Origin of the sequence: Fusibacter ferrireducens (assembly GCF_015352425.1) — a bacterium.
GTDB lineage: Bacteria > Bacillota > Clostridia > Peptostreptococcales > Acidaminobacteraceae > Fusibacter_A > Fusibacter_A ferrireducens.
The window spans coordinates 55511-76235 of the sequence record NZ_JADKNH010000018.1 but is presented as its reverse complement, the minus strand read 5'-3'; the positions used below and the strand labels follow the sequence as shown (position 1 = coordinate 76235).

19 protein-coding genes and 1 riboswitch are annotated in these 20725 nt (G+C 37.8%); of the genes, 18 read left to right on the top strand and 1 reads right to left on the bottom strand.

Annotated features, from left to right (window positions below; all coding sequences use genetic code 11):
* Nucleotides 1-43 precede the first annotated feature (43 nt).
* The 7 genes from ISU02_RS21415 (at nucleotide 44) to ISU02_RS21385 (ending at nucleotide 8244) form a co-directional block, all read left to right on the top strand.
* Complete coding sequence (locus tag ISU02_RS21415; RefSeq protein WP_194703894.1) at nucleotides 44-1177, top strand: aldo/keto reductase; 1134 nt, start codon at nucleotides 44-46, stop codon at nucleotides 1175-1177.
* A 39-nt stretch (nucleotides 1178-1216) separates the two neighbouring features.
* Nucleotides 1217-1373: riboswitch (cobalamin riboswitch) on the top strand.
* 185 nt (nucleotides 1374-1558) lie between these two features.
* The gene (locus ISU02_RS21410) at nucleotides 1559-2407 is read left to right on the top strand and encodes an ABC transporter ATP-binding protein (RefSeq protein ID WP_194703893.1); all 849 of its coding nucleotides are present in this window, start codon (nucleotides 1559-1561) and stop codon (nucleotides 2405-2407) included.
* Nucleotides 2407-3141, top strand: coding sequence for an ABC transporter permease (locus ISU02_RS21405; protein WP_207736481.1), 735 nt, complete (start codon nucleotides 2407-2409; stop codon nucleotides 3139-3141). The genes ISU02_RS21410 and ISU02_RS21405 overlap by 1 nt, the downstream gene beginning before the upstream one ends.
* 178 nt (nucleotides 3142-3319) lie before the next feature.
* Nucleotides 3320-4483 (top strand): hypothetical protein, encoded by a 1164-nt coding sequence (locus tag ISU02_RS21400; RefSeq protein WP_194703891.1) that lies wholly within the window; start codon nucleotides 3320-3322, stop codon nucleotides 4481-4483.
* Nucleotides 4480-5685 carry a glycosyltransferase family 4 protein gene (locus ISU02_RS21395; RefSeq protein ID WP_194703890.1) on the top strand — a complete coding sequence of 402 codons (1206 nt, stop codon included), beginning with the start codon at nucleotides 4480-4482 and terminating at the stop codon, nucleotides 5683-5685. The genes ISU02_RS21400 and ISU02_RS21395 overlap by 4 nt, the downstream gene beginning before the upstream one ends.
* A gap of 33 nt (nucleotides 5686-5718) precedes the next feature.
* On the top strand, nucleotides 5719-7455 hold the full coding sequence (locus tag ISU02_RS21390; protein WP_194703889.1) for a cyclic nucleotide-binding domain-containing protein: 1737 nt from the start codon (nucleotides 5719-5721) through the stop codon (nucleotides 7453-7455).
* A gap of 144 nt (nucleotides 7456-7599) precedes the next feature.
* Complete coding sequence (locus ISU02_RS21385) at nucleotides 7600-8244, top strand: hypothetical protein (protein ID WP_194703888.1); 645 nt, start codon at nucleotides 7600-7602, stop codon at nucleotides 8242-8244.
* A gap of 140 nt (nucleotides 8245-8384) precedes the next feature.
* Here the strand turns inward: ISU02_RS21385 and ISU02_RS21380 are convergent, their stop codons facing one another.
* Nucleotides 8385-9782: an MBL fold metallo-hydrolase gene (locus ISU02_RS21380; protein WP_194703887.1), complete on the bottom strand. Its 1398-nt coding sequence runs from the start codon at nucleotides 9780-9782 to the stop codon at nucleotides 8385-8387.
* 156 nt (nucleotides 9783-9938) lie between these two features.
* On the opposite strand from ISU02_RS21380, the gene ISU02_RS21375 reads away from it, so the two are divergent.
* The 11 genes from ISU02_RS21375 to ISU02_RS21325 all read left to right on the top strand — a co-directional run bounded on the left by ISU02_RS21375 (nucleotide 9939) and on the right by ISU02_RS21325 (nucleotide 20693).
* Nucleotides 9939-10820 carry a fumarylacetoacetate hydrolase family protein gene (locus ISU02_RS21375; RefSeq protein WP_194703886.1) on the top strand — a complete coding sequence of 294 codons (882 nt, stop codon included), beginning with the start codon at nucleotides 9939-9941 and terminating at the stop codon, nucleotides 10818-10820.
* Nucleotides 10821-10968: 148 nt separating this feature from the next.
* Nucleotides 10969-12420, top strand: a complete 1452-nt coding sequence (locus tag ISU02_RS21370; RefSeq protein ID WP_194703885.1) for an SH3 domain-containing protein — start codon at nucleotides 10969-10971, stop codon at nucleotides 12418-12420.
* A 56-nt stretch (nucleotides 12421-12476) separates the two neighbouring features.
* Entirely contained in the window at nucleotides 12477-14042 is a 1566-nt protein-coding gene (locus ISU02_RS21365; protein ID WP_194703884.1) for a putative glycoside hydrolase, read from the top strand.
* Nucleotides 14043-14061: 19 nt separating this feature from the next.
* Nucleotides 14062-14694: an orotate phosphoribosyltransferase gene (gene pyrE, locus ISU02_RS21360; RefSeq protein WP_207736480.1), complete on the top strand. Its 633-nt coding sequence runs from the start codon at nucleotides 14062-14064 to the stop codon at nucleotides 14692-14694.
* Between the two features lie 92 nt (nucleotides 14695-14786).
* On the top strand, nucleotides 14787-15428 hold the full coding sequence (gene trmB / locus ISU02_RS21355) for a tRNA (guanosine(46)-N7)-methyltransferase TrmB (protein WP_194703883.1): 642 nt from the start codon (nucleotides 14787-14789) through the stop codon (nucleotides 15426-15428).
* A 34-nt stretch (nucleotides 15429-15462) separates the two neighbouring features.
* On the top strand, nucleotides 15463-17013 hold the full coding sequence (cls, locus tag ISU02_RS21350; protein ID WP_228727913.1) for a cardiolipin synthase: 1551 nt from the start codon (nucleotides 15463-15465) through the stop codon (nucleotides 17011-17013).
* A gap of 8 nt (nucleotides 17014-17021) precedes the next feature.
* Complete coding sequence (lspA, locus tag ISU02_RS21345; RefSeq protein ID WP_194703882.1) at nucleotides 17022-17474, top strand: signal peptidase II; 453 nt, start codon at nucleotides 17022-17024, stop codon at nucleotides 17472-17474.
* An 11-nt stretch (nucleotides 17475-17485) separates the two neighbouring features.
* A complete protein-coding gene (locus tag ISU02_RS21340) occupies nucleotides 17486-17899 on the top strand; it encodes a hypothetical protein (protein ID WP_194703881.1) in 414 nt (137 codons plus the stop codon).
* Nucleotides 17900-17933: 34 nt separating this feature from the next.
* Nucleotides 17934-18704, top strand: a complete 771-nt coding sequence (locus ISU02_RS21335; RefSeq protein WP_194703880.1) for an enoyl-CoA hydratase-related protein — start codon at nucleotides 17934-17936, stop codon at nucleotides 18702-18704.
* 37 nt (nucleotides 18705-18741) lie between these two features.
* Complete coding sequence (locus ISU02_RS21330; protein WP_194703907.1) at nucleotides 18742-19584, top strand: 3-hydroxybutyryl-CoA dehydrogenase; 843 nt, start codon at nucleotides 18742-18744, stop codon at nucleotides 19582-19584.
* A gap of 173 nt (nucleotides 19585-19757) precedes the next feature.
* Nucleotides 19758-20693, top strand: coding sequence for an LCP family protein (locus tag ISU02_RS21325; protein WP_194703879.1), 936 nt, complete (start codon nucleotides 19758-19760; stop codon nucleotides 20691-20693).
* Nucleotides 20694-20725 lie beyond the last annotated feature (32 nt).

Sequence of the window (20725 nt, the reverse complement as noted above, 5' to 3'; positions counted from 1 at the left end):
CTTCGTAAATCGAAATACTTGAACTGTAAAATGAGGAGGCTTCATGAAATTTAGAGAGATTGGAAGAACAAACATCAAGGCTTCTGTGCTTGGTCTAGGTTGTATGAGATTACCGATTGTAGATGGGAATTCAGAGCAAATTGATGAGCAGAGCGCAATTGAATTGATTCGATATGCAATAGACCACGACGTAAACTATATTGACACAGCATATCCCTATCATGGCGGCAACAGTGAACGCATTGTAGGAAAAGCTTTAAAAGACGGTTATAGAGAAAAGGTAACCCTGATTACCAAGGCACCGAGTTGGCTCATGGAACAGCCAAGTGATTTTGAGAAATATTTAGATGAACAACTTGAAAAATTGCAAGTGGATGCTTTAGATATTTATTTATTACATGCATTAGATAAAAAGAGATGGGAAACCTATAAGAAAATAGATATTTTCAATGAAATTGATAAAATGAAAGCAAAAGGCAAAATCAAACACATTGGTTTTTCGTTCCACGATGATTATGAAGCTTTTGAGGAAATCATTAAAGCGTATAATTGGGATGTCTGTATGATTCAGTTTAACTATATGGATATTAACGAGCAATCGGGTCTGAGAGGCGTTAAACTTGCAGAGGCATTGGGCGTCCCTATGATTGTCATGGAACCCCTAAAGGGCGGTATGCTCGCAACGCCTTCAGATGATATCATAGAACTTTGGAATCAATCGTCAAGAAAATGGTCGCCAGTGGAATGGTCTTTACGTTATATCGCCAACTTTGAAAATGTAAAAGTGGTTTTAAGTGGCATGTCCAATTTGGAGCAACTCAAAGAAAATCTGGAAATAGCAGATCGTCTAGAGGCGAATACGTTAACAGAAGAAGACCAAGCTATGATCGCAAAAGTGAGAGAAGCTTATAATAAAAAAGTTCAAATTCCATGTACAGATTGCAAGTATTGTATGCCTTGTCCACAGGGCGTTGAGATTCCAAGAGTGTTTGCGCTGTACAATAGGGGGAACATGTTCAACAATTTTGAGGGCGTCAACAGCAGTTATCAAAGCATGTTGAAACCTGAGGCAAAAGCAAGCAACTGTGTTGCATGTGGCGCCTGTGAACCCAAATGTCCACAGCAAATTCCAATTATTGAAAGCCTAAAGGTGGCAAGTGCATACTTTGGCAATTAATAGTGATTTGTTTTCTGGATGGGGTCTTGACTCAAAAATTAAATAAAATTCAATTGAAATTATGGAATCATGTGTGAATCATGAACGGTACGGCCACTGTAATGCAGAGTGAACCTTATTATGTCACTGGGAAACTGGGAAGGCGAGGGGAGCGTTGAAGCAAAGTCAGGATACTTATTTCGATGGTGTAGTCTCCTTGTAAGACAAATAGAGCTTTGTTGATAACCGTCAATGCAATTTTTGTGTTGACGGTTTTTTTTGGGTTAAAGCAACAACATTTTATAAAATAACTTTGAGCTGTAGCCTACATAATAAATCGATGATGTTATGGGGGATTAAAGAAATGAAGTTTAAAATGAAGTTTAAGAGGAGGAATCCATAATGATTGAACTTAGGAACCTGACCAAATCCTATCCAAGCCAAACGGAACCTGCTGTAAAAAGTGTGAATATGCATGTTGAAAAGGGTGAGTTTTTTGGATTGCTTGGTCCCAATGGTGCGGGTAAGACAACAATGATTGAAATGATGACCACATTGCTTTTGCCAACACAAGGCGAGATTATGATCTCAGGGCAAAAACTTGAAAGACATCGCGTTGACTTGAAAAAGAAGTTTTCGCTGGTGACACAAGAGTACTCTTTGAGATCAGATATGAATCTAAATCAAATTATGGAACTTCAAGGGAGATTACACGGGATGCCAATCAAGCGCATTCGAAGTCGAAGTGATGAATTGTTAGAGGTATGTGATCTGGTTAAACACCGCAAAAAAATTGTGAGAAAGCTTTCTGGGGGGATGAAGCGAAAACTCATGCTTTGCAGAGCACTTTTAACTGAACCTGAGATTATTTTTTTAGATGAGCCAACTGCAGGACTAGACCTCATGTTTAGAAGGCAAATGTGGGATTTGCTCAGAAAACTTAATGAAGAAGGCCTAACGATTATGCTGACGACGCACTATATTGAAGAAGCAGAGGCGTTGTGCCACCGTGTTGCGATGATGCGCAGTGGGGAGATTGTGCGACTGGAGAATCCTCGAAAATTGATTATGGAGTTAGGCGAATTTTCAGTGGATGTATTTGATGGCAATGTCACGAAGAGTTACTATTTCGAAAATAAAGAGATGGCATTGGCATTTGCCTCTACAATTGAGAACCGCATTAATATCAGAAGCACTTCCCTTGAAGATGTCTTTGTGAAAATATCAGAAAGTGGGGTTGAAATAAGCTGATGGGCATTGTATGTGTTTTATGGGAAAAATATGTGGAATTTAAGTACGAATGGATTAAGATAACAACCGCGGCGATTATCAGTCCAATCCTCTATTTAATCGCCTTTGGTTGGGGGTTAGGCGATCGTCTGGTAAACGGTCATCCCTACATTCTTTTTTTAATTCCAGGCATTATTGCACTTTCCACGATGAATACCAGTTATTCCTCTGTGGGGACATCGTTAAATATCCAAAGATTATTTGAAAAATCTTTCAAGCAAATCATTATATCTCCCACACCATGGTGGCAGTATCTAGTGGGGCAGATTATTGGAGGCGCTATCAGGGGCATGTATGCAGGTGTTTTGCTTTTGATTATCGTTATGCCTTTTCAAAATGTTGTAAGAGTGACGCCGCTTTTTTTCTTAGTGATGTTGCTTAATGGCATTGTTTTTTCCTCATTGGGAGTGCTTGCTTCTATGATTGCAAAGACACATTCGGATATCAGTCGATTCTCAACATTTGTGATTATGCCAATGACATTTTTATGTAATACCTTTTTCCCGCTTGAAAAAGTGCCTAAGGTGGCACAAACTTTTATCAACTTTTTACCCTTGCCACATGCAAGTGGCTTGCTCCGAGCGATTTCTTATGGAGATCCAATCCAGTATCAATCTTTGGCGGTACTTTTGGTGTATGCCTTAGTCTTGTTCATGCTGACGCTTCATTCAACACAAAGAATAAAAAATATGTAACTATAAAGGTGTCCTTATAAAACGACTCAGAACGATTGCTTTTACAAAAGTGGATCGCTAGGGGTCGTTTTTTTAGCCCTTAAATCCAATAAAATATATTGAGAAATCGGGATATGAATATTCTAATTAAAAAAGGGTAAAAGCACTGTAATATGAGATTTTGAAAGTAGGGGTGCATATGAAAAAATGTTTTGGTCTGATTGTAAACCGATTAGACGATAAAGTTACTTTGATTGATTTTTTGCTGAACGCAAAACAGTTTGGTCATACAATTGATGAGGTCATTATCATTTATTCACAGGATATCGATCGGGGATACCTTGAGAATATAAGGACTTTTGTCAAGGTGAAACTCATTCATGTGAATCGACTCGACCGTATTTATGACGCGCTCCACGGGATGGGCATATCCGAAAAGGCCATTGTAAAAATTCTTGGTATGGGAGATTTTGAAGAAACAGGGCTCGTCACCTATTCTAAGAAAAGAAATCTAGTCTTATTGCAAGCTCTATTGGATGATATGGATATCGTCTACTTTATAGACAGCGATGTTCATCCCTGTGTGCTTTACGCAGAAGGCAAATGTGAAGAAATTGATTTTGTGGGCGTTCATTTAAACCATTTGCTTTTTAAAAATGTTGCAGCAACAACGAGTGATTACTCAGGTTATTTTATCTTACCGCCTATGAAATTTAATCACATGGAGGCCTTCTTGACTGGTATCCAAAAAGAAGGTGCAATTGCCTATATGAACACTTCAGATCTTCATAATTGTTTAAAGCTGGGCATACATGAACATTATCGTACACCGACTTTTACCAATAAGTTGCTCGGCGGTAATTTGGCCATGAGAACGGGCTTTTTAAATCGTATTCCACCTTTTTTTTCATTTTTTTACAAGGTGGCAGATCAGTATTACCTAACGAGAGGAGAAGACACCACGATGGGGGTTTTCTTCGATCAAAATCATCTCAAAGTGATTGACATTGATGTAAAAATTACGCATGACACCTTTGGTACATATCCAAAACGACCAGATCTGTTAAATGACCCGTTGATCAAGAATAGACTTTTTTATGCTTCTATGGGTTGGATTGGCAGAAATCCTTTTTTAAATTATATTCTTGGGAAGGATGTTCAAGCAATTGCAGATGCGCAAAAAAAAGAAATGATCGTAGGTGCTGAAGCGTTAGCACATTATACCAATGATTCTAGATTTTTAATGCTGCCACAGGCAATTGACAGTGCTGTGGCAAATCTGCCAGCAATGATAGAACGTTATGAAGAAGTTAAAAGTGCTTGGTTTGAAATTACAAAGACAATTGAAAGGAGAAAAGGATGAAAATATTGCTGATTAATCATTTTCCACTTGAGGGCTCTGGAAGTGGCATCTATACAAGAAACTTGGCAGAAGAGCTCGTCAATTTTGGGCATGAGGTCATGGTCATTTATCCAGAACACTATAAAACTCGATATGAAAAATTCGAATCCATGCCCATTGTGTTTAAAAGTGATCAATACAATAAGGCGGATGATGTGGATGTCCCTTTTGACTTTCCTTGTTTTACTTCACATCCTAGAAGCGTGAATACGTTCTATGATCTGACGGATGATGAAATTGCGGTCTACATTGATGCTTTTAAAAAAGCAACTCAAGAGGCAGTCAAAACTTTTAAACCAGACATGATTCACGCACAGCATCTGTGGTTAACGCCTTATGTTGCCAGTTTTTTCAACATCCCGTATGTGATTACTGCACATGGTACTGATCTCAAAGGGTTTTTAAAAGACGAAAGGTATCATCCGTATGCACTTGAAGGTGCTGAAAAGGCGCAGAAAGTCATTACGATTTCCAAACAGGTGGATCAAGATGTGGAGGCGCTTTTAAAAGTGCCTAAGACAAAACGCAGTTTGATATTAAACGGTTACAATCCAGAACTCTTTAAGATGAAAGCGTTAGACCCGAAAGACATACTTGGAAAATATGGCATTGACTATAATGGCGAGAAAATTGTATTTTTTGCTGGCAAGCTAGCACACTTTAAAGGCGTAGATGTTCTGCTGGATGCGACTCAATTGAATGAAAAGGCTTTAGAGGGGCGGATTGTTACGGTTATTGCAGGTAATGGCGAACTCTATGAAACCTTAATTCATCAAAAAAATAATTTGGGTCTTCAAAACACACACTTTCTTGGCCATATATATCAAGAGGCTTTGACGGATCTTTATAACATCGCTCATGTGAGTTGTGTGCCGTCAAGAACAGAACCGTTTGGTTTGGTTGCCATTGAAGCGTTGGCATGTGGCGCGCCAGTTGTGGGCACGAATCAAGGAGGACTCCCTGATTTTATAACAAGTGAAGTTGGCGCATTGGTGCCTGTGGAAGATTCAGTGGCACTATCTGATGGCATCCTTAAAATGTTGAAAAATAATAGTCACAGAGAGATGGCAGACGTCTGTCATAACTATGCAGAGTTAAATTTTTCAAGACATATTTCAATAAAAAAAGTGGCAGAAATGTATCGGGAAATTTTGATAAAGTAATTGGAAGATAATCCGAAAAATAAGGAGGACTACATGAGAATCATAATGGTAATTCCGACCTACTGGCAAAGATCAAGAAGCGAAGGCTGGCAAGAAGGCGATGCAGTTTATGATCATCCAACGCCAATAGATGAAGAGGGGACCCTTGGGCGCACATTGGAAAGTATCAAAATACTCAATAATAAAAACTTTAAACTGGTTATTCCTGTTTGCCCAACAACAGATGACATTGCTGAGATCGCAGAACGCAAAACAAAAGAAATCGTTGAAAAATCCGACATCACAGTTGAAACATATATCTTCACACCCAAAAATTTGGAAAATATAAAGAACATATTACAGCATGAAGGACTGGGTGAAGAAGTTAGATTGCTCAACATCAAAGGCTATTCAAATGTCAGAAACATCTGTCTCTATGTGGGACAGATCTTAGGTGGCGATGTCGTCATTCTCATTGATGACGATGAAGTGTTTGAAAAGCCTGATTTTGTCGATATGGCTGTGGAATTTATGGGTAAACGTAAATATGGGTCCATTATATATGGTGTGGCAGGATATTATCTCAATAAAAAAGATGAGTACTACGACGATGTGGAAATGCAAGCGTGGATGACTTATTGGGATCGATTTGGATCCAAGGCAAAGGCTTTCGATAAAATTATTTCTGCTGGTCCTAGGATAAAAATTACACCCTTTGCATTTGGGGGACTCATGGTGATTCATAAGAATATGTTTAGAATTGTGCCCTTTGATCCAAAAGTCACCCGTGGAGAGGATATTGACTATTTGATCAATGCAAAAATGTATGGCTTTGATTTCTTCTTGGATAATAAACTCAATATCAAACATTTACCGCCTCCAAAACATCATCCTGTTTGGAAGCGTACTCGAGAAGATATTTATAGGTTCTTGTATGAAAAATCTAAAATTGACAATCAAGTGGAACACAGCAATATGAAGAGAATAACTGCGGCAGATTTTATGCCTTATCCAGGTGATTTTTTAACAGAGGAACTGGAGGATAAAATCTATAAAACCAATATTCTCTTAGCACTTGATTATTTAGCTGAAGGGAAAGTGGATGATTGCAGAGGTGCCATTGAAAACATTTATTTGAGCAAATATGAAGCGATTCCTAAATTTGATACTTTTGAAACGTATAGAGATGCTCAAAAAATGTGGGTAAAACTCATTGACCTAACTGGACTCCATAGGACGGTCATTCGAAATGAAATGGAACTCAACAACCTGTCTAGACAAAAAGCGGCTCAGGAGATAGAGAAATTTGTCACAGTAGATCGTATGGAAATCAAAGCGTCGTTAAAGGAAATTTCCTTCTTCAGTATCTTTACAGATAAAGAATTGGAGCGCATTATTGATATTGTGTCCACGCGACGCTACAAGGAAAATCAGATTCTCTTTAGAAAGGGCGATGTGAATGAAGCCTTTTATATTATTTTAAAGGGTTGTATCAGAGTTGCAAAAAGAGATGACAATAATGAAGAAATTGTGTTGGGCCATGTTGCCACTCAAGGTCTTTTAGGAGAGACGACATTAGTCAATGAATTCCACTTTGTAGATGCCATTGCAGAGGAATACACTGAAGTTCTCAAAATGAGGCAGAGTGATCTTGAACACATGATTGATGAAAATCCTGTATTGGGGAATAAGTTCTTATTGATGCTTGTGGATAAACTGAATTTTAAACTTTCAGCGACAAACGAGTTGGCATCTAAGTATTACTTAAAAGATGAACATATTCTGGACTAAAAGAGACGTTTTTCAAGAGAAAATTCAACGCAAGGCGATATTTCAACAAAAATTTTAGCATTTAAAATTTCTGTTGAAATATCGCCTTGTTGCCTCTATAATAAAAAGTGAGAGGTTTAAGAGGATATATTTAGGAGGCATATTTTGAAAAAAAATGATTTCATTTGGGGTGCTATATTGGTTCTATTCGTGGCTTTTGTATCATTAGAACCGACACATAGTCAGTTTATCAGTTTGACAACTGCCCATCCCTATTTAGGTGGTTTCTTTAAATTTGCTTTACTTGCAACTATGGGAGAAATGCTTGTAACAAGGTTAAATCAAGGGCAATACAAGAAGGCAGATGGATTTATTTATAGAGTCATTATTTGGGGTTTACTGGGGATGGTCATTACGTTGATTTTTCAGATCTTTGCCGCTGGCACATCAGCTGCATTGGAAAAGGGCTATCTTATCGGCAAGGGGAGTACATTTGCATTTGCATTTTTTACGAGCTGTTTAATGAATTTAACTTTTGCACCGACAATGATGGCATTTCATCGATACACCGATACCTATATCGATCTCAAGTTTAGCGAGGGCATCTCACAGCCAACGTCAAGTCAAGTGATTGATAAAATAGACTGGAAGGGCTTTATCTCTTTTGTTCTTTTTAAAACCATTCCCTTCTTTTGGATTCCAGCACACACGTTAACCTTTTTACTGCCAGGTGAGTATCGTGTTCTTGCAGCGGCATTTCTTTCCATGGCATTGGGGTTGTTATTGACAATTGGCAAAAGGAAAAAATAGATTTTAACATTTAAGAGTACCGCCGATTTTAAAAGGCACTCATGAGAGATCAATAGATCTTTTCTGAGTGCCTTTACAAGTCCTTGAGATTGATTATGGATTGATGTGAAAACTAGAGTTCGCTTAAATAGACTGCAACATTAAATTTCAAACGAATCATTGAGTTTAGGGATGACAATATCACATGATTTGATTTCTCCCAGTCTATCCCTGAAAAAGTGAGAAGCTTCAAATTCGCCATGTGTGACGAAAATCTTTTCTAGGCCTTCAATCGGTTTGACCCACTGGAGGAGATGGTTGAGATCTGCGTGTCCGGAAAACCCAGAAATAGAGTGAATATGTGCTTTGATAGCGATATCTTCATCCAAAATACGCACTTTCGTAGCACCATCTTTTATAGCACGACCAAGGGTTTCTTCTGCCTGATAGCCAATGAAGATGATATGGGTAGATGCGCGCCAAAGATTGTGTTTTAAGTGGTGTTTTATTCTGCCGGCATCACACATACCACTTGCAGAAATAATCACCTTTGGAGAATGATCTTTGTTAAGTGCGATGGACTCTTCATTTGAATTGATAAGGTGTAAATTTTTTAAAATGAAAGGACTTTCGCCATAGCTTTTTATCAATTCACTCATATATTGACTGCTCTTTGAATAGATAGAAGTGGCGTCAAGTGCCAGAGGTGAGTCTACATAAATAGGAATTTGATTCAGTAAAGCCGCTTTATCCGTAGAATGTGTACGGATATAATGATGGAGTTCAAAGATAATTTCTTGTGTCCTTCCAACTGCAAAAGAGGGAATGATGGCTGTACCGCCCTCATCATATGCCTCTAAAATAATATCCACAAGTTTATCCGTTCGGCTTTCTATATCTTGATGTAGTTTGTTGCCGTAAGTGGACTCAACAACAAGAAAATTTGAATATTCAATCGTTTCAGGATTCTCTTGAAGAAAATTGCTGCTGTTTCCAAGATCCCCTGAAAAGACAATCCGTTTGGACACATCATTTTCAATGTAATCGATAACGACAGAAGAGGACCCCAGAAGATGCCCTGCATTTACAAGTTTAAAGGACATGGAAGCGTTCAATTCGACATCTTGATTGTAATTTAAAGGATAGAGGTACTGGATTGCCTCTACGGCATCGTCCTCTGTGAAAAGGGGAAGGACTTTTTCAAGACCTGCACGCTCTCTCTTTTTATTTTCCCAATCCGTTTCAGACTCGTGAATTTTGCCAGAATCTCTGAGGAGAATATCTGCCAAATACATGGTGGGATATGTACAGTAGATTTTTCCTGAAAACCCTTCCTTTACGAGCAATGGAATTCTGCCGGAGTGATCCACATGCGCATGTGATAATATCATAAAATCCAAAGTCTTGGGATCGAAATCAAAAATCGAATAGTTAAGTTGCTCTTCAGTAAGTGTGCCTTGGAACTGTCCGCAGTCTATTAAAAACCGGTATTGCTCTGTTTCTACAAGATACATGGAGCCAGTCACGTGACCAGCAGCGCCTAAAAAATTAATTTTCATATTTACCTCCAACTTTAGCTTCGACTATATCTATTGTACCCGAAAATAGAGAAAATTATTTAAAATATTCTTGTATTTTCATATGACAAATAAGATAATGTTATTGACTTGATATCATCCCTTAAGAGATTAAATGAAAGGTACAGAGGAGGCTAAATGAAAATCGGAAATTGTATGTACAAAAATGAAAAAATCGGTTATTGTGTTATTGAGTTAGAGTATGTATATCCTATAAATGCTATTTTGGGCATTGAAATGGACCAATTTAGTGAACTCGTAGAGAATTGGGAAGATATTCGTTCTGAAATACAAAAAAAAATAAACTCGGTCCAGGGCATTTCTATAGGTGAAGTTTCATTTTTAGCACCTATTACAAAACCTGTTAGGAATTTGATTTGCATAGGTAAAAACTATTTGGATCATGCTAAAGAACTTGAAGGTAAAACAGCAAATTTAACTGGAATTCCAAAAGAACCTATTTACTTTTCTAAGATGGCACACAGAATACTTGGACCTTCAGAAGATTTTATTATCGATGCATCGGTGACTAAGGAAGTTGACTATGAAGTGGAACTTGGATTAATCATTAAAAAGGAATGTAAAGATGTTCTTGCAAAAGACGTTCAAGATGTTATATTTGGATATGCGGTCTTTAACGACTATTCGGCAAGAGATCTTCAAACGAAGCATATTCAGTGGCACAGGGGGAAATCTTTGGATTATTTTACTGCAATGGGACCTTACATCATTACAGCAGACGAGGTCGCATTTCCACCAAGTCTGAAGATTACCTCTAAAATCAATGGTGAATTGAGACAAAATGGGCTCACTGATCAACTGATCTTCCCAATAGCTACATTAATTGAAGACTTTTCAAAGGGAACAACACTTATCCCTGGTGACATCATTATTACAGGAACCCCTTCTGGTGTTGGCATGGGATTTAATCCACCTAAATATTTGAAACATTCAGACTGTGTGGAGTGTGAGATAGAGGGCATGGGGAAAATTTGCAACGTTGTTGTAATAAAAAATTAAATGTTCCGCAATGGCTTTTAAACTATAAATTTGGTACAATGGAGAGAACAGATATTTCAGAGTACAGAACCAAATGTGTAGAATAAGACACACAAATTTAAATGGCTTTAAAAGCAAAAAAATGCCATAAACTGTAGAAGGGGTTTATATGACAGATAGGAAAAGCGGAATGATTTCACTTTTATTTGCATTTTTGTTGATGTTCAATTTCAATGTGGGATATGCAGAACGTACATTATCGATGGATTCAACAGGATCTTCGGTACTATCTATGAACATATCCGGTAGTGACGAGAGCAATAGTAGTGATACCAAAGGGATTATACCAATTGGAGAAAATGACGTTAATGCTGCGGAAAGCAGTGTGGAGGGGACATCTGAAAGTGCTGTTGAAGCAACAACAGAACAAGTCCTACTGAACAACGAAGGTTTAGAGTTGTTGGAATCGTATTCATTGGTACCGCCAGAAGATGTAGATTTGGAACACATAGAATACAATCAATACAATATTGGTTACTTTTATGTTGTGGCAGTGAACAATACCGTAAATATTAGAGAAAAGCCATATACAAGCAGTCCTGTGATCAACAAATTGGGATATTACGGTAAGATGAATGTCTTTGAAAAAGTAAGAGGACAATATTTTACAAAGTCAGACAGTGATGAATGGTACCGTGTCTATTGGTATGAAAAAAATGAGATTAAAACAGGCTATGTGTATTCTAAGATTGTAAGATTCAGAACTTTCAGACTTGATCTTGCAAAGACCAAAATAGATGAACTGGTAAGTTACTTCGCCGATCATAAAAATATGGCCAAAATAAGCAATTACAAAAATGTAAATGGTTATCCACCGCGTTATGATGGTAAAAGTGAAGATGCATTTGGCAACACAAGAGATCAATCGGCACCACTATACAGTACACCAGATAGCAATAGTGACTTTAGGTATTTGCCAGACGGTCTTATTGTTGATGTACTAGATGAAGAAAATGGATATTATAAGGTTCATGTGTTCGATCATGATTCTGAGGGCTATATCCCTAAAAAGTATCTTTCTTTTCAAAATCAAGTGAGCCAAATAAGCCAAGCAGTAATTGTGGATATTAAAAATCAAAACATCAGCAGTTATCAGTTGACGGAAGATAAATGGGTTTTAAAGTCATTATCTTATGCAACCACTGGAATGAAATCTGAATTTAAGGAACCCACAGTACCGGGAACATATGCGGCTATTCAAAAAAAAGATAAGTTCCTCTATTTAGATGATGAAACAAAAGAACTTGACGGTTATGCCCCATATGCAATCCGATTTAATGGTGGCGCATATTTGCATGGTTTCCCTGTAAACTATAAATGGAATACCGTGCAAGAACTCGTTAAGGATGCTGAGTATGATGAACAAGGCGCACTAATTCAAGAAGCCGTTTATGAAGAGAAGAGGGTTGGTGCACCAATTGATCCAGGTTTAATCGAATATTCGTATACGCTTGGAACGATTCCTTTATCCCATAAATGTGTTCGAAATCCAACCTCTCATGCGGAATATTTATATAACTGGATCATATTAGATGAATCCATAATCGTTGTTCTGGAATGAGTTGAAGTTTGATAAGTTGAAATTTGACAACGGGTGTAGACTATTAGGAGACTTAGATGAAACAAAGAAAAAGAATTATATTCAGTGTTGTTCTGATTATGGCTGTATTGGTTGGTGTATTTAGCATCAACCAATACACTGTTTATGTAGAAAACAAAAAAATCGAAGCGGCTGAAACACAGGCAAGGCTTGAAGAGGAAGCAAGAGCACAAGAAGAGGCGAGACTCAAGGCTGAGGAAGAGGCAAGACTTAAAGCAGAAGAGGCAGCAAGGCTTAAGGCTGAAGAAGAAGCGAGACTTAAAGCTGAAGCCAACAAAGAACTGATTGCAGAAAATACCTATTACACTGGTAAAAAAGGGGCTATTGTCTATGATCAATACAGTGGGGAGCAAGCTGAAGTCAACACTATTGCGCCAAAAACAGCTATCTATGTAAATACTTATATTCAGGATGAAACGGGAAAAACGACATTTGCAGAGATTGCAGATCAATTTGAGGGCACTGTGCTTGGCTATGTTGCCTTTGATAGTCTGGTAAAGACGCCCATGGATCTTATTTCAAAGCCTTATGACGATGTGGATTATACCGCTTTTCATAAAAATGATGCCTTTTCCAATAATCCGCCTTTAACTGTAAAAGGGGCTTATATGACTGGGAATTCAGCTGCAACGAACAAGCTGAATACACTCATCGATCTGCTTGATCAAACAGAACTTAACACGCTTGTAATAGATGTTAAAGACGATAATGGTTTCTTATTGTTTTATTCTGAAACAGCTGAAAAATACAATCCAGAAGCCAATAAACACATTTATATTAAAGATATGCAAGCGTTCATGGAAAAACTGAAAGCACACGATATCTATTTAATTGCAAGAATTGTCACCTTTAAATCGCCCATTTATGCCAAGACAAATTTGGATAAGGCCATTGTTTATGCGGGCACTCCAAATCCGTATAGCGATAGAGATAAACTGCTTTGGGCATCTGCTCATAATAGAGAACTTTGGGATTATAATATAGGCATTGCCAAGGAAGCTGCCGAATGGGGATTTAATGAAATTCAATTTGATTATGTCAGATTCCCTGCGATTCCGGATAGAGTAAACATTGACTACAGAAATACGGAAAATGAGTCTAAAACAGCGACCATTCAAAAGTATCTCAAACACGCTTATGAAGAGCTTAAGCCCTATAATGTCTATATTGCAGCTGATGTATTTGGCTGGGCAGCCACTTCAATTAACGATGTGGGCATAGGACAGCATTGGGAAGCTATTACGAATGTAGTTGATTATATTTGCCCAATGATGTATCCAAGTCACTATGGAACGAATAACTTCGGACTATCTGTTCCAGATGCATTTCCATATGAAACCATTGATCGATCGTTAAAGGATGCTTTCGATAGAAATACAAATGTAATGACGCCAGCGCGTATAAGACCTTGGATTCAAGATTTTACAGCAGGTTGGGTAAAGGGTCATATCTCATATGGTGCAAAAGAAGTTGAAGCACAAATTAAAGCACTTGAAGACAATGGCATACACGAATTTTTACTGTGGAATGCTAAAAACAATTACTCTGAGGGTGCACTTGAAAAAATAGAAGAATCCAATTAAAAATTGCAGGAGGCGAAAAATGATATCAAAGCAAGTTGCAGAAGCGCTTTTAGAGATCAAAGCGGTTTCAATAGTAGGAGAAGATCAATTGTTCACATGGGTTTCAGGGATTAAATCACCCGTTTATTGCGATAACCGAATGACGATTAGCTTTCCTAAAGTGAGAGATTTAATTGCGAATGGTTTTGCAGATATGATCAGAGCGAAATATAAAGATGTTGAAGTGATTGCGGGTACAGCCACAGCAGGTATACCGCATGCGGCATGGGTAGCTCAAATATTGAATTTGCCAATGGTATATGTCAGAAGCAATCCAAAAGGACATGGAAAAGGCAAACAGATCGAAGGCTATTTGAAACCGGGTAGCAAAGTTGTTTTGATTGAAGATTTGCTATCCACTGGGGGAAGTTCTATGAAAGCCTGTGAGGCTCTAATAGAGGAAGGTGCAGAAGTTTTAAGTGTTTTGGCGATCTTCAGCTATAACTTTGCACAAGTGGATGAGATTTTTAATGAGAAAGGTGTTGCGTTCGAGACGCTTACAGATTATAAGACGCTATTGCCCATTGCAGTAGAAAAAAATTATGTGGATGAAAGCAGCAAAGAAACACTTCTAAAATGGAGTGATAATCCCAAAATGTTTACAGAATTGTAAGCCGATTCACAAGAGCGAGAAGAACATCTTTATTTAAGGATGTTCTTTTGATTTGAATTTGCTATAATAGAGATTGAATATGAGGTGTAATAATGAGAGTTAGAAAAATAAGGGGCGCTTTTGAAGAACTGGTTACTTATGATCAAGTATTTGTTGTGGATCCGGCAAGTAAAAAGGGCAAATGGCATGAAGTCTTTGGAAATGATCACGACATTCACGCTGAATTTGGTGGCGGAAAAGGGCGCTTTATCATTGAAATGGCAAAGCGTCATCCCAATGTCAATTTTATTATGGTAGATGTGATTACTGAGGTTATTCTAAAGGCGGCTCAACGTGCGGATAAAGTCAAATTGCCAAATCTAAAAATGATTATGATCGATTTGAGAGAAGTGGATGCTTTTTTTGAAGCAAATGAGCTCTCTCGAATTTATTTGAATTTTAGTGATCCATGGCCTAAAAAGAAGCATTATAAGAGAAGATTAACCTATAGAGATTTTATGAAAAAATATCAAGTTGTCCTCAAAGATGAAGGCTGGATTCATTTTAAAACAGACAATAAAGCCTTGTTTGAATTTTCACTCAATGAGTTTTGCGCATTGGATATGATTATGAAGCATATTGCACTTGATCTACATGCTCAAAACGATTCTGACAACATTATGACGGAATATGAAGAAAAATTTTCTAGTAAAGGATTTCATATTTATCGTGTGGAAGCAAAGTTTAGAAATTAACTTATTCTAAGACCACTCAAGAGGAGGGGTTTTTATGGAGCGTTTGATTAAGAGAATTTTGATCATTATTGGCGTCATTTTGCTCATGTGTTCCGTATGGGTTGGTTACTATTGGCTCTCTCAAAATGCAAGTCAAAATATTTATATTGAAATTGTTTTTAATGTACTCTATTGGTTGTTCAGGATCAATATCCTATGGATTGCCATCGTCATTTTTTTAGAGAATAAAAATCCTTCACGTACAGTGGCGTGGCTACTCGTTTTAACGTTAATTCCCTTATTGGGTTTTCTGTGTTATATCCTCTTTGGTAGAAGTTATCGTAAAAAATCTCTTTCAAAGAGCAAACATCTGGCAGACTCAGATCGATTGCTGCATGCTGCAAAGGTACAACAGGGACTGATAGACTATATTGAACTGCCAAACAGTGGGAATGCCCATAATAAGCGTCTTATGCAACTTATTTTAAACAATGCCAAAGCACCTTTTTCACTAAAAAATGAGATCAATGTGCTTACAAATGGCATCAATAAATTTAATCGCTTAATAGGCTGTATAGAACGTGCTAAAGAACATATTCACATTGAATATTTCATCATTAAAGATGACCAAATTGGAAATGAGATCAGGAGACTGCTTATTGAAAAGGCCAAAAAGGGCGTTAAGGTTAGACTGATTTATGATGCCGTGGGTTCTTTTAGATTGTCCAAATATTACATAGACAGTCTTAAAAGAGCAGGTGTGGAAGTATATCCATTCTTTCCAGTTGCATTTCCACTTTTTTCGAGAGATTTAAATTACAGAAACCATAGAAAAATTGTCGTTGTGGATGGAGTGGTTGGTTTTGTAGGTGGACTGAATATTGGTGATGAGTACCTTGGCAAGTCCAATCGATTCAATTTTTGGAGAGATACGCATTTGGAAATAAAGGGTGAGGCCGTCTATGCGCTTCAAACCATATTCTTAAATGACTGGAATTATGTATCCAAGCAAGTTGTGGATGGTGCGCAGTATTTCCCAGAGCATTTAATTGAAAAGCAAGCATTGATTCAAATCGTCGCCTCTGGACCGGATTCAGAGTGGCAGGCCATATTACAAGCTTTCTACAAGATGATGGCCTCAGCTACAGATAAAATATGGATTACCACGCCTTATCTCGTTCCAGAAGAAAGCTTGATGATGGGACTCAAAACAGCAGCGCTGAGTGGTGTGGATGTTCGAATTATCATCCCGTCTCAGCCAGATCACTTCTTTGTGTATTGGGCATCACAATCTAACATTGAAGCCTTGCTTGAAGCAGGTGTTAAAATATATCAATATAAAAACGGCTTTATACATTCTAAAATTATGATTGTGGATCGACTTTCTGCAACTGTCGGCACTACAAATTTGGATATACGGTCACTTGAAATCAATTTTGAAGTCAATGCGTTTATATATGATGTGCCAACGATTATACGTTTGGAAGAAGATTTTGTAAAAGACTTGAGTGAATGCAACGAATTTATATTGGAGCATTTTAAAAATAGAAGGTTTAGAAATAAAGTACTGGAAGCTTTGGGCAGATTAGTCTCCCCATTACAATAGGAGGTGTTATGATCTATTTTTTTATGATATTAGTGGCTGTTGGCGTGGATCAACTGACAAAGTATTGGGCAGTGACGCGCTTGATGCCGCAAAAGAGTATGGCATTTGTGCCCGGTGTTTTAGGCTTTCACTACACAGAGAATACTGGAGCTGCATTTAGTATATTAAGAGATAAGCAGTTGCTTTTAATTATTGTGACCTTATTAATCATTGCCGTATTACTGGGGATGATGACTAAAGCCATTAAGGTAGGTGATCCGATAATTGTCAAACTCTCATACGTCTGTATTATCTCGGGGGCGTTGGGCAATTTTATAGATAGAGCAAGGCTCAATTATGTTGTGGATTTTTTGGAGTTCAAATTCATTAATTTTCCAATTTTTAACATTGCAGACGTTTTGGTTGTCTGTGGTGTGATTTTGCTTGGTTATGCAACGATTTTTCTCAAGTATGAATTTTAAGGAGAGATTAAATGAAACGTCTTGTTGAACTGATTATCAAAGCGGTTGTCAATGGATTGATCTATACGATAGGGTTTGCCTTGGTAGGTGGTTTGGCAGGCATGTTACTTAAAAAAGGTTTTATACAGGGGGCATATGTCGCTGTTTTTGCAGGTTCGGTGGTAGCAATGCTCATAGCATCCTATCGGTTTATCGGATCGCCTAAATCAAGGTTCGCTTCTTTGACGCATCACCAATATGATCATGTGTCTAAACCAACAGAGGCAATAAAGCCAACAGAGATTATAAAACCAATAAAAGATGTAAAAGCAAAAGAATTAGATTCAGCAGAAAATGAGGACCTTGAGTACAAGGGTTTATATCCAACAATCATCGCTATAGAAATGTTAGTCATAGGGTTTATCATCGAAGCATTGCTTCATTGATATAAATCACAAAACATAGGGAAGGTGAGAAGATATGGAAAACATATTATTCGAAAAGAGGGATCAAGTTGGCATTGTTACCTTTAACAGACCAAGTTCTTTGAACGCCCTCAACGAAGAAACACTGCATGAGCTAAAGGCATTAATCGCAGAATTAGAACAAGATTCTGAAATAACGGTTGTTGTTTTTACAGGTGCAGGCAAAGCTTTTATAGCCGGAGCGGATATAAAGGCAATGGCACCACTTAACGCCGAAGAGGGACGGCAATTTGGACGCCTTGGACAGAGTGTTTTCAGAGCAGTTGAGAAGATGGAGAAGATTACTATTGCTGCAATTAATGGTTTTGCACTTGGTGGCGGACTTGAATTTGCGTTAAGTTGTGATCTGCGATATGCTCATGAAAAGGCAAAATTCGGTCAACCAGAGGTTTCGCTGGGCATTACGCCGGGTTTTGCTGGCACGCAAAGACTGCCAAGAGTTGTTGGTATTGCAAAAGCAAAAGAAATTATCTATACTGGAAGAATGATCGATGCTGAACACGCTGAAAAGATTGGTTTAATTAATGGCATTACGGCAGACAATGTTCTTGAAGTTGCACTTGAAACAGCGGATTTGATTGCATCACAAGCACCAATTGCTGTTAAGTATGCAAAAAAAGCGATTGATGTGGGCGCAAACGTCTCAATTGAAGAGGGCAATGAGGTTGAAGCGACATTATTTGGACTTTGTTTTGCAACGCTTGACCAAAAGGATGGCATGAAAGCTTTTCTAAACAAAGGCAAAGCTGAGTTTCAAAACAAGTAACTTTACAAGCTTATAACGGATAAAAGTAGGAGGAATGATTATGAAAATCGGTATTTTAGGAGCAGGCACTATGGGCGCTGGGATCGTTCAAATTTTTGCTCAAAATGGCTATGATGTTGTTATGCGTGATTTAAATGAAGAGGTTCTGAACAAGGGCATCAAAGGTATTGAAAAAGCCTATAGTAAGATGGTGACAAAAGGAAAATTAACCGAAGATGATAAAATTGCGAGCTTGGGTAGAATTCACCCTACTTCTAATGTTCAGGATTTAAGGGACTGTGATTTTGTCATAGAGGCCGCAACTGAAAATATGAATGTAAAAAAGAAAATATTTGAAGAGTTGGATCAAGTCGTTAAAGCAGATGCTATTTTAGCGACAAATACGTCATCACTTTCAATTACAGAGATCGCTGCCGTTACAAAGCGACCAGATAAAATAATAGGGATGCATTTTTTTAATCCTGTACCTGTTATGAAATTGGTTGAAATTATCAAAGGTATTGCAACTTCTGATGAAACGTATGATACGGTTTATGGGCTTTCCACAAAAGTGGGCAAAGATCCTGTAAAGGTTGAAGAAGCGCCTGGATTTGTGGTCAATCGAATTTTAATTCCAATGATTAACGAAGCGGTTGGCATTTTAGCAGATGGTGTTGCAACTGCGGAAGATATTGATAAAGCCATGATGCTTGGTGCCAATCATCCAATTGGACCTTTAGCGCTTGCTGACCTCATTGGAAATGATGTAAATTTAGCGATCATGGAAGTTTTGTTTGAGGAATTTAAAGATCCTAAGTATAGACCGCACCCTCTTTTGAGAAAAATGGTGAGAGCTGGTCGTTTGGGAAGAAAATCAGGGTTAGGTTTCTATCAGTACTAAGTGGGACAGAAATGAAAAGGATGTAACATAAATGTAAAATGGTTGCCTTTCCTCTTATGTTACAATAGAATAGATCTTATTATGAAAGGAATCACAATATGAAGTTTTACATTAAATTGTTTGTTATATCGTTTATATGTTTTACAGCTATAATTGCGGGTGGGTTTCTTATTATGGAGAAGAATCATGAAAAGAACGCCAGTAAGACACCTTCGGAAACATCACCTTCAACAGAGCCTGTAGCTGTTAAACCGCAAGAACCTATTGTTGAAGTGGATACTCGGACAGAGTTGCAGAAACTTGCGGATAGTTCAAATAGAGTGAATGTACTTGCTTTTGGACTCAATGATTCATTGGCAGATACGATGATGTTTATCAGTTTTGACCCAGATGAACAAAAAATAGATATTTTATCGATTCCAAGAGACACCTACCATCATGTTGAAGGCTTCAATAATCCGGGACAAAAGAAAATGAACGCAGTTTACGGGATGAAAGAAGTCGGTGGCGTCAATGGTATGAAAAAATATGTGTCTGAGTTTTTAGGGGTTCCAATTGATTACTACGTCAAAGTGGATTTCAAAGCGGTACAAGCAGTAGTAGACGTTCTTGGTGGTTACAAAGTGAAAGTACCATTTGATATGGATTATGATGATGTTTGGGCGAGTCCAGAACTTCATATTCATCTTAAAGCAGGGACTCAGACGCTTGATGGTAAAGAAACGGTCAAGTTTTTGAGATTTAGAAAAAATAATGATGGCACGATCAGCGAAGGTGACATTCAAAGAATTCCGAGACAACAGGCTTTTGTAAACACAATGATCAAGAAGGCGCTGAGTGCTCAATTGCCTTCTGTTATGAATACGATTATCAACAGCAATTATGTTAAAACAGACATGACAATCGAAGATGCTTTAGGCTATGCGGTTAAAGCAGCCGGCATGAAAACAGATCAAATATCGTTTTATACTGTAACAGGCGAGGATAAAAAAATCAATGGTCTCGACTACTGGATACATGATCCAGCCGAACTCGAGAGCACTCTGTTAAAAATTTATGGTACTGAGAAGAAAGCAGAAGAAAACGGTGAAGCAAATACTTCTAACTAAGATATGCTGCTAAATCAAATTAATAAAGCGTT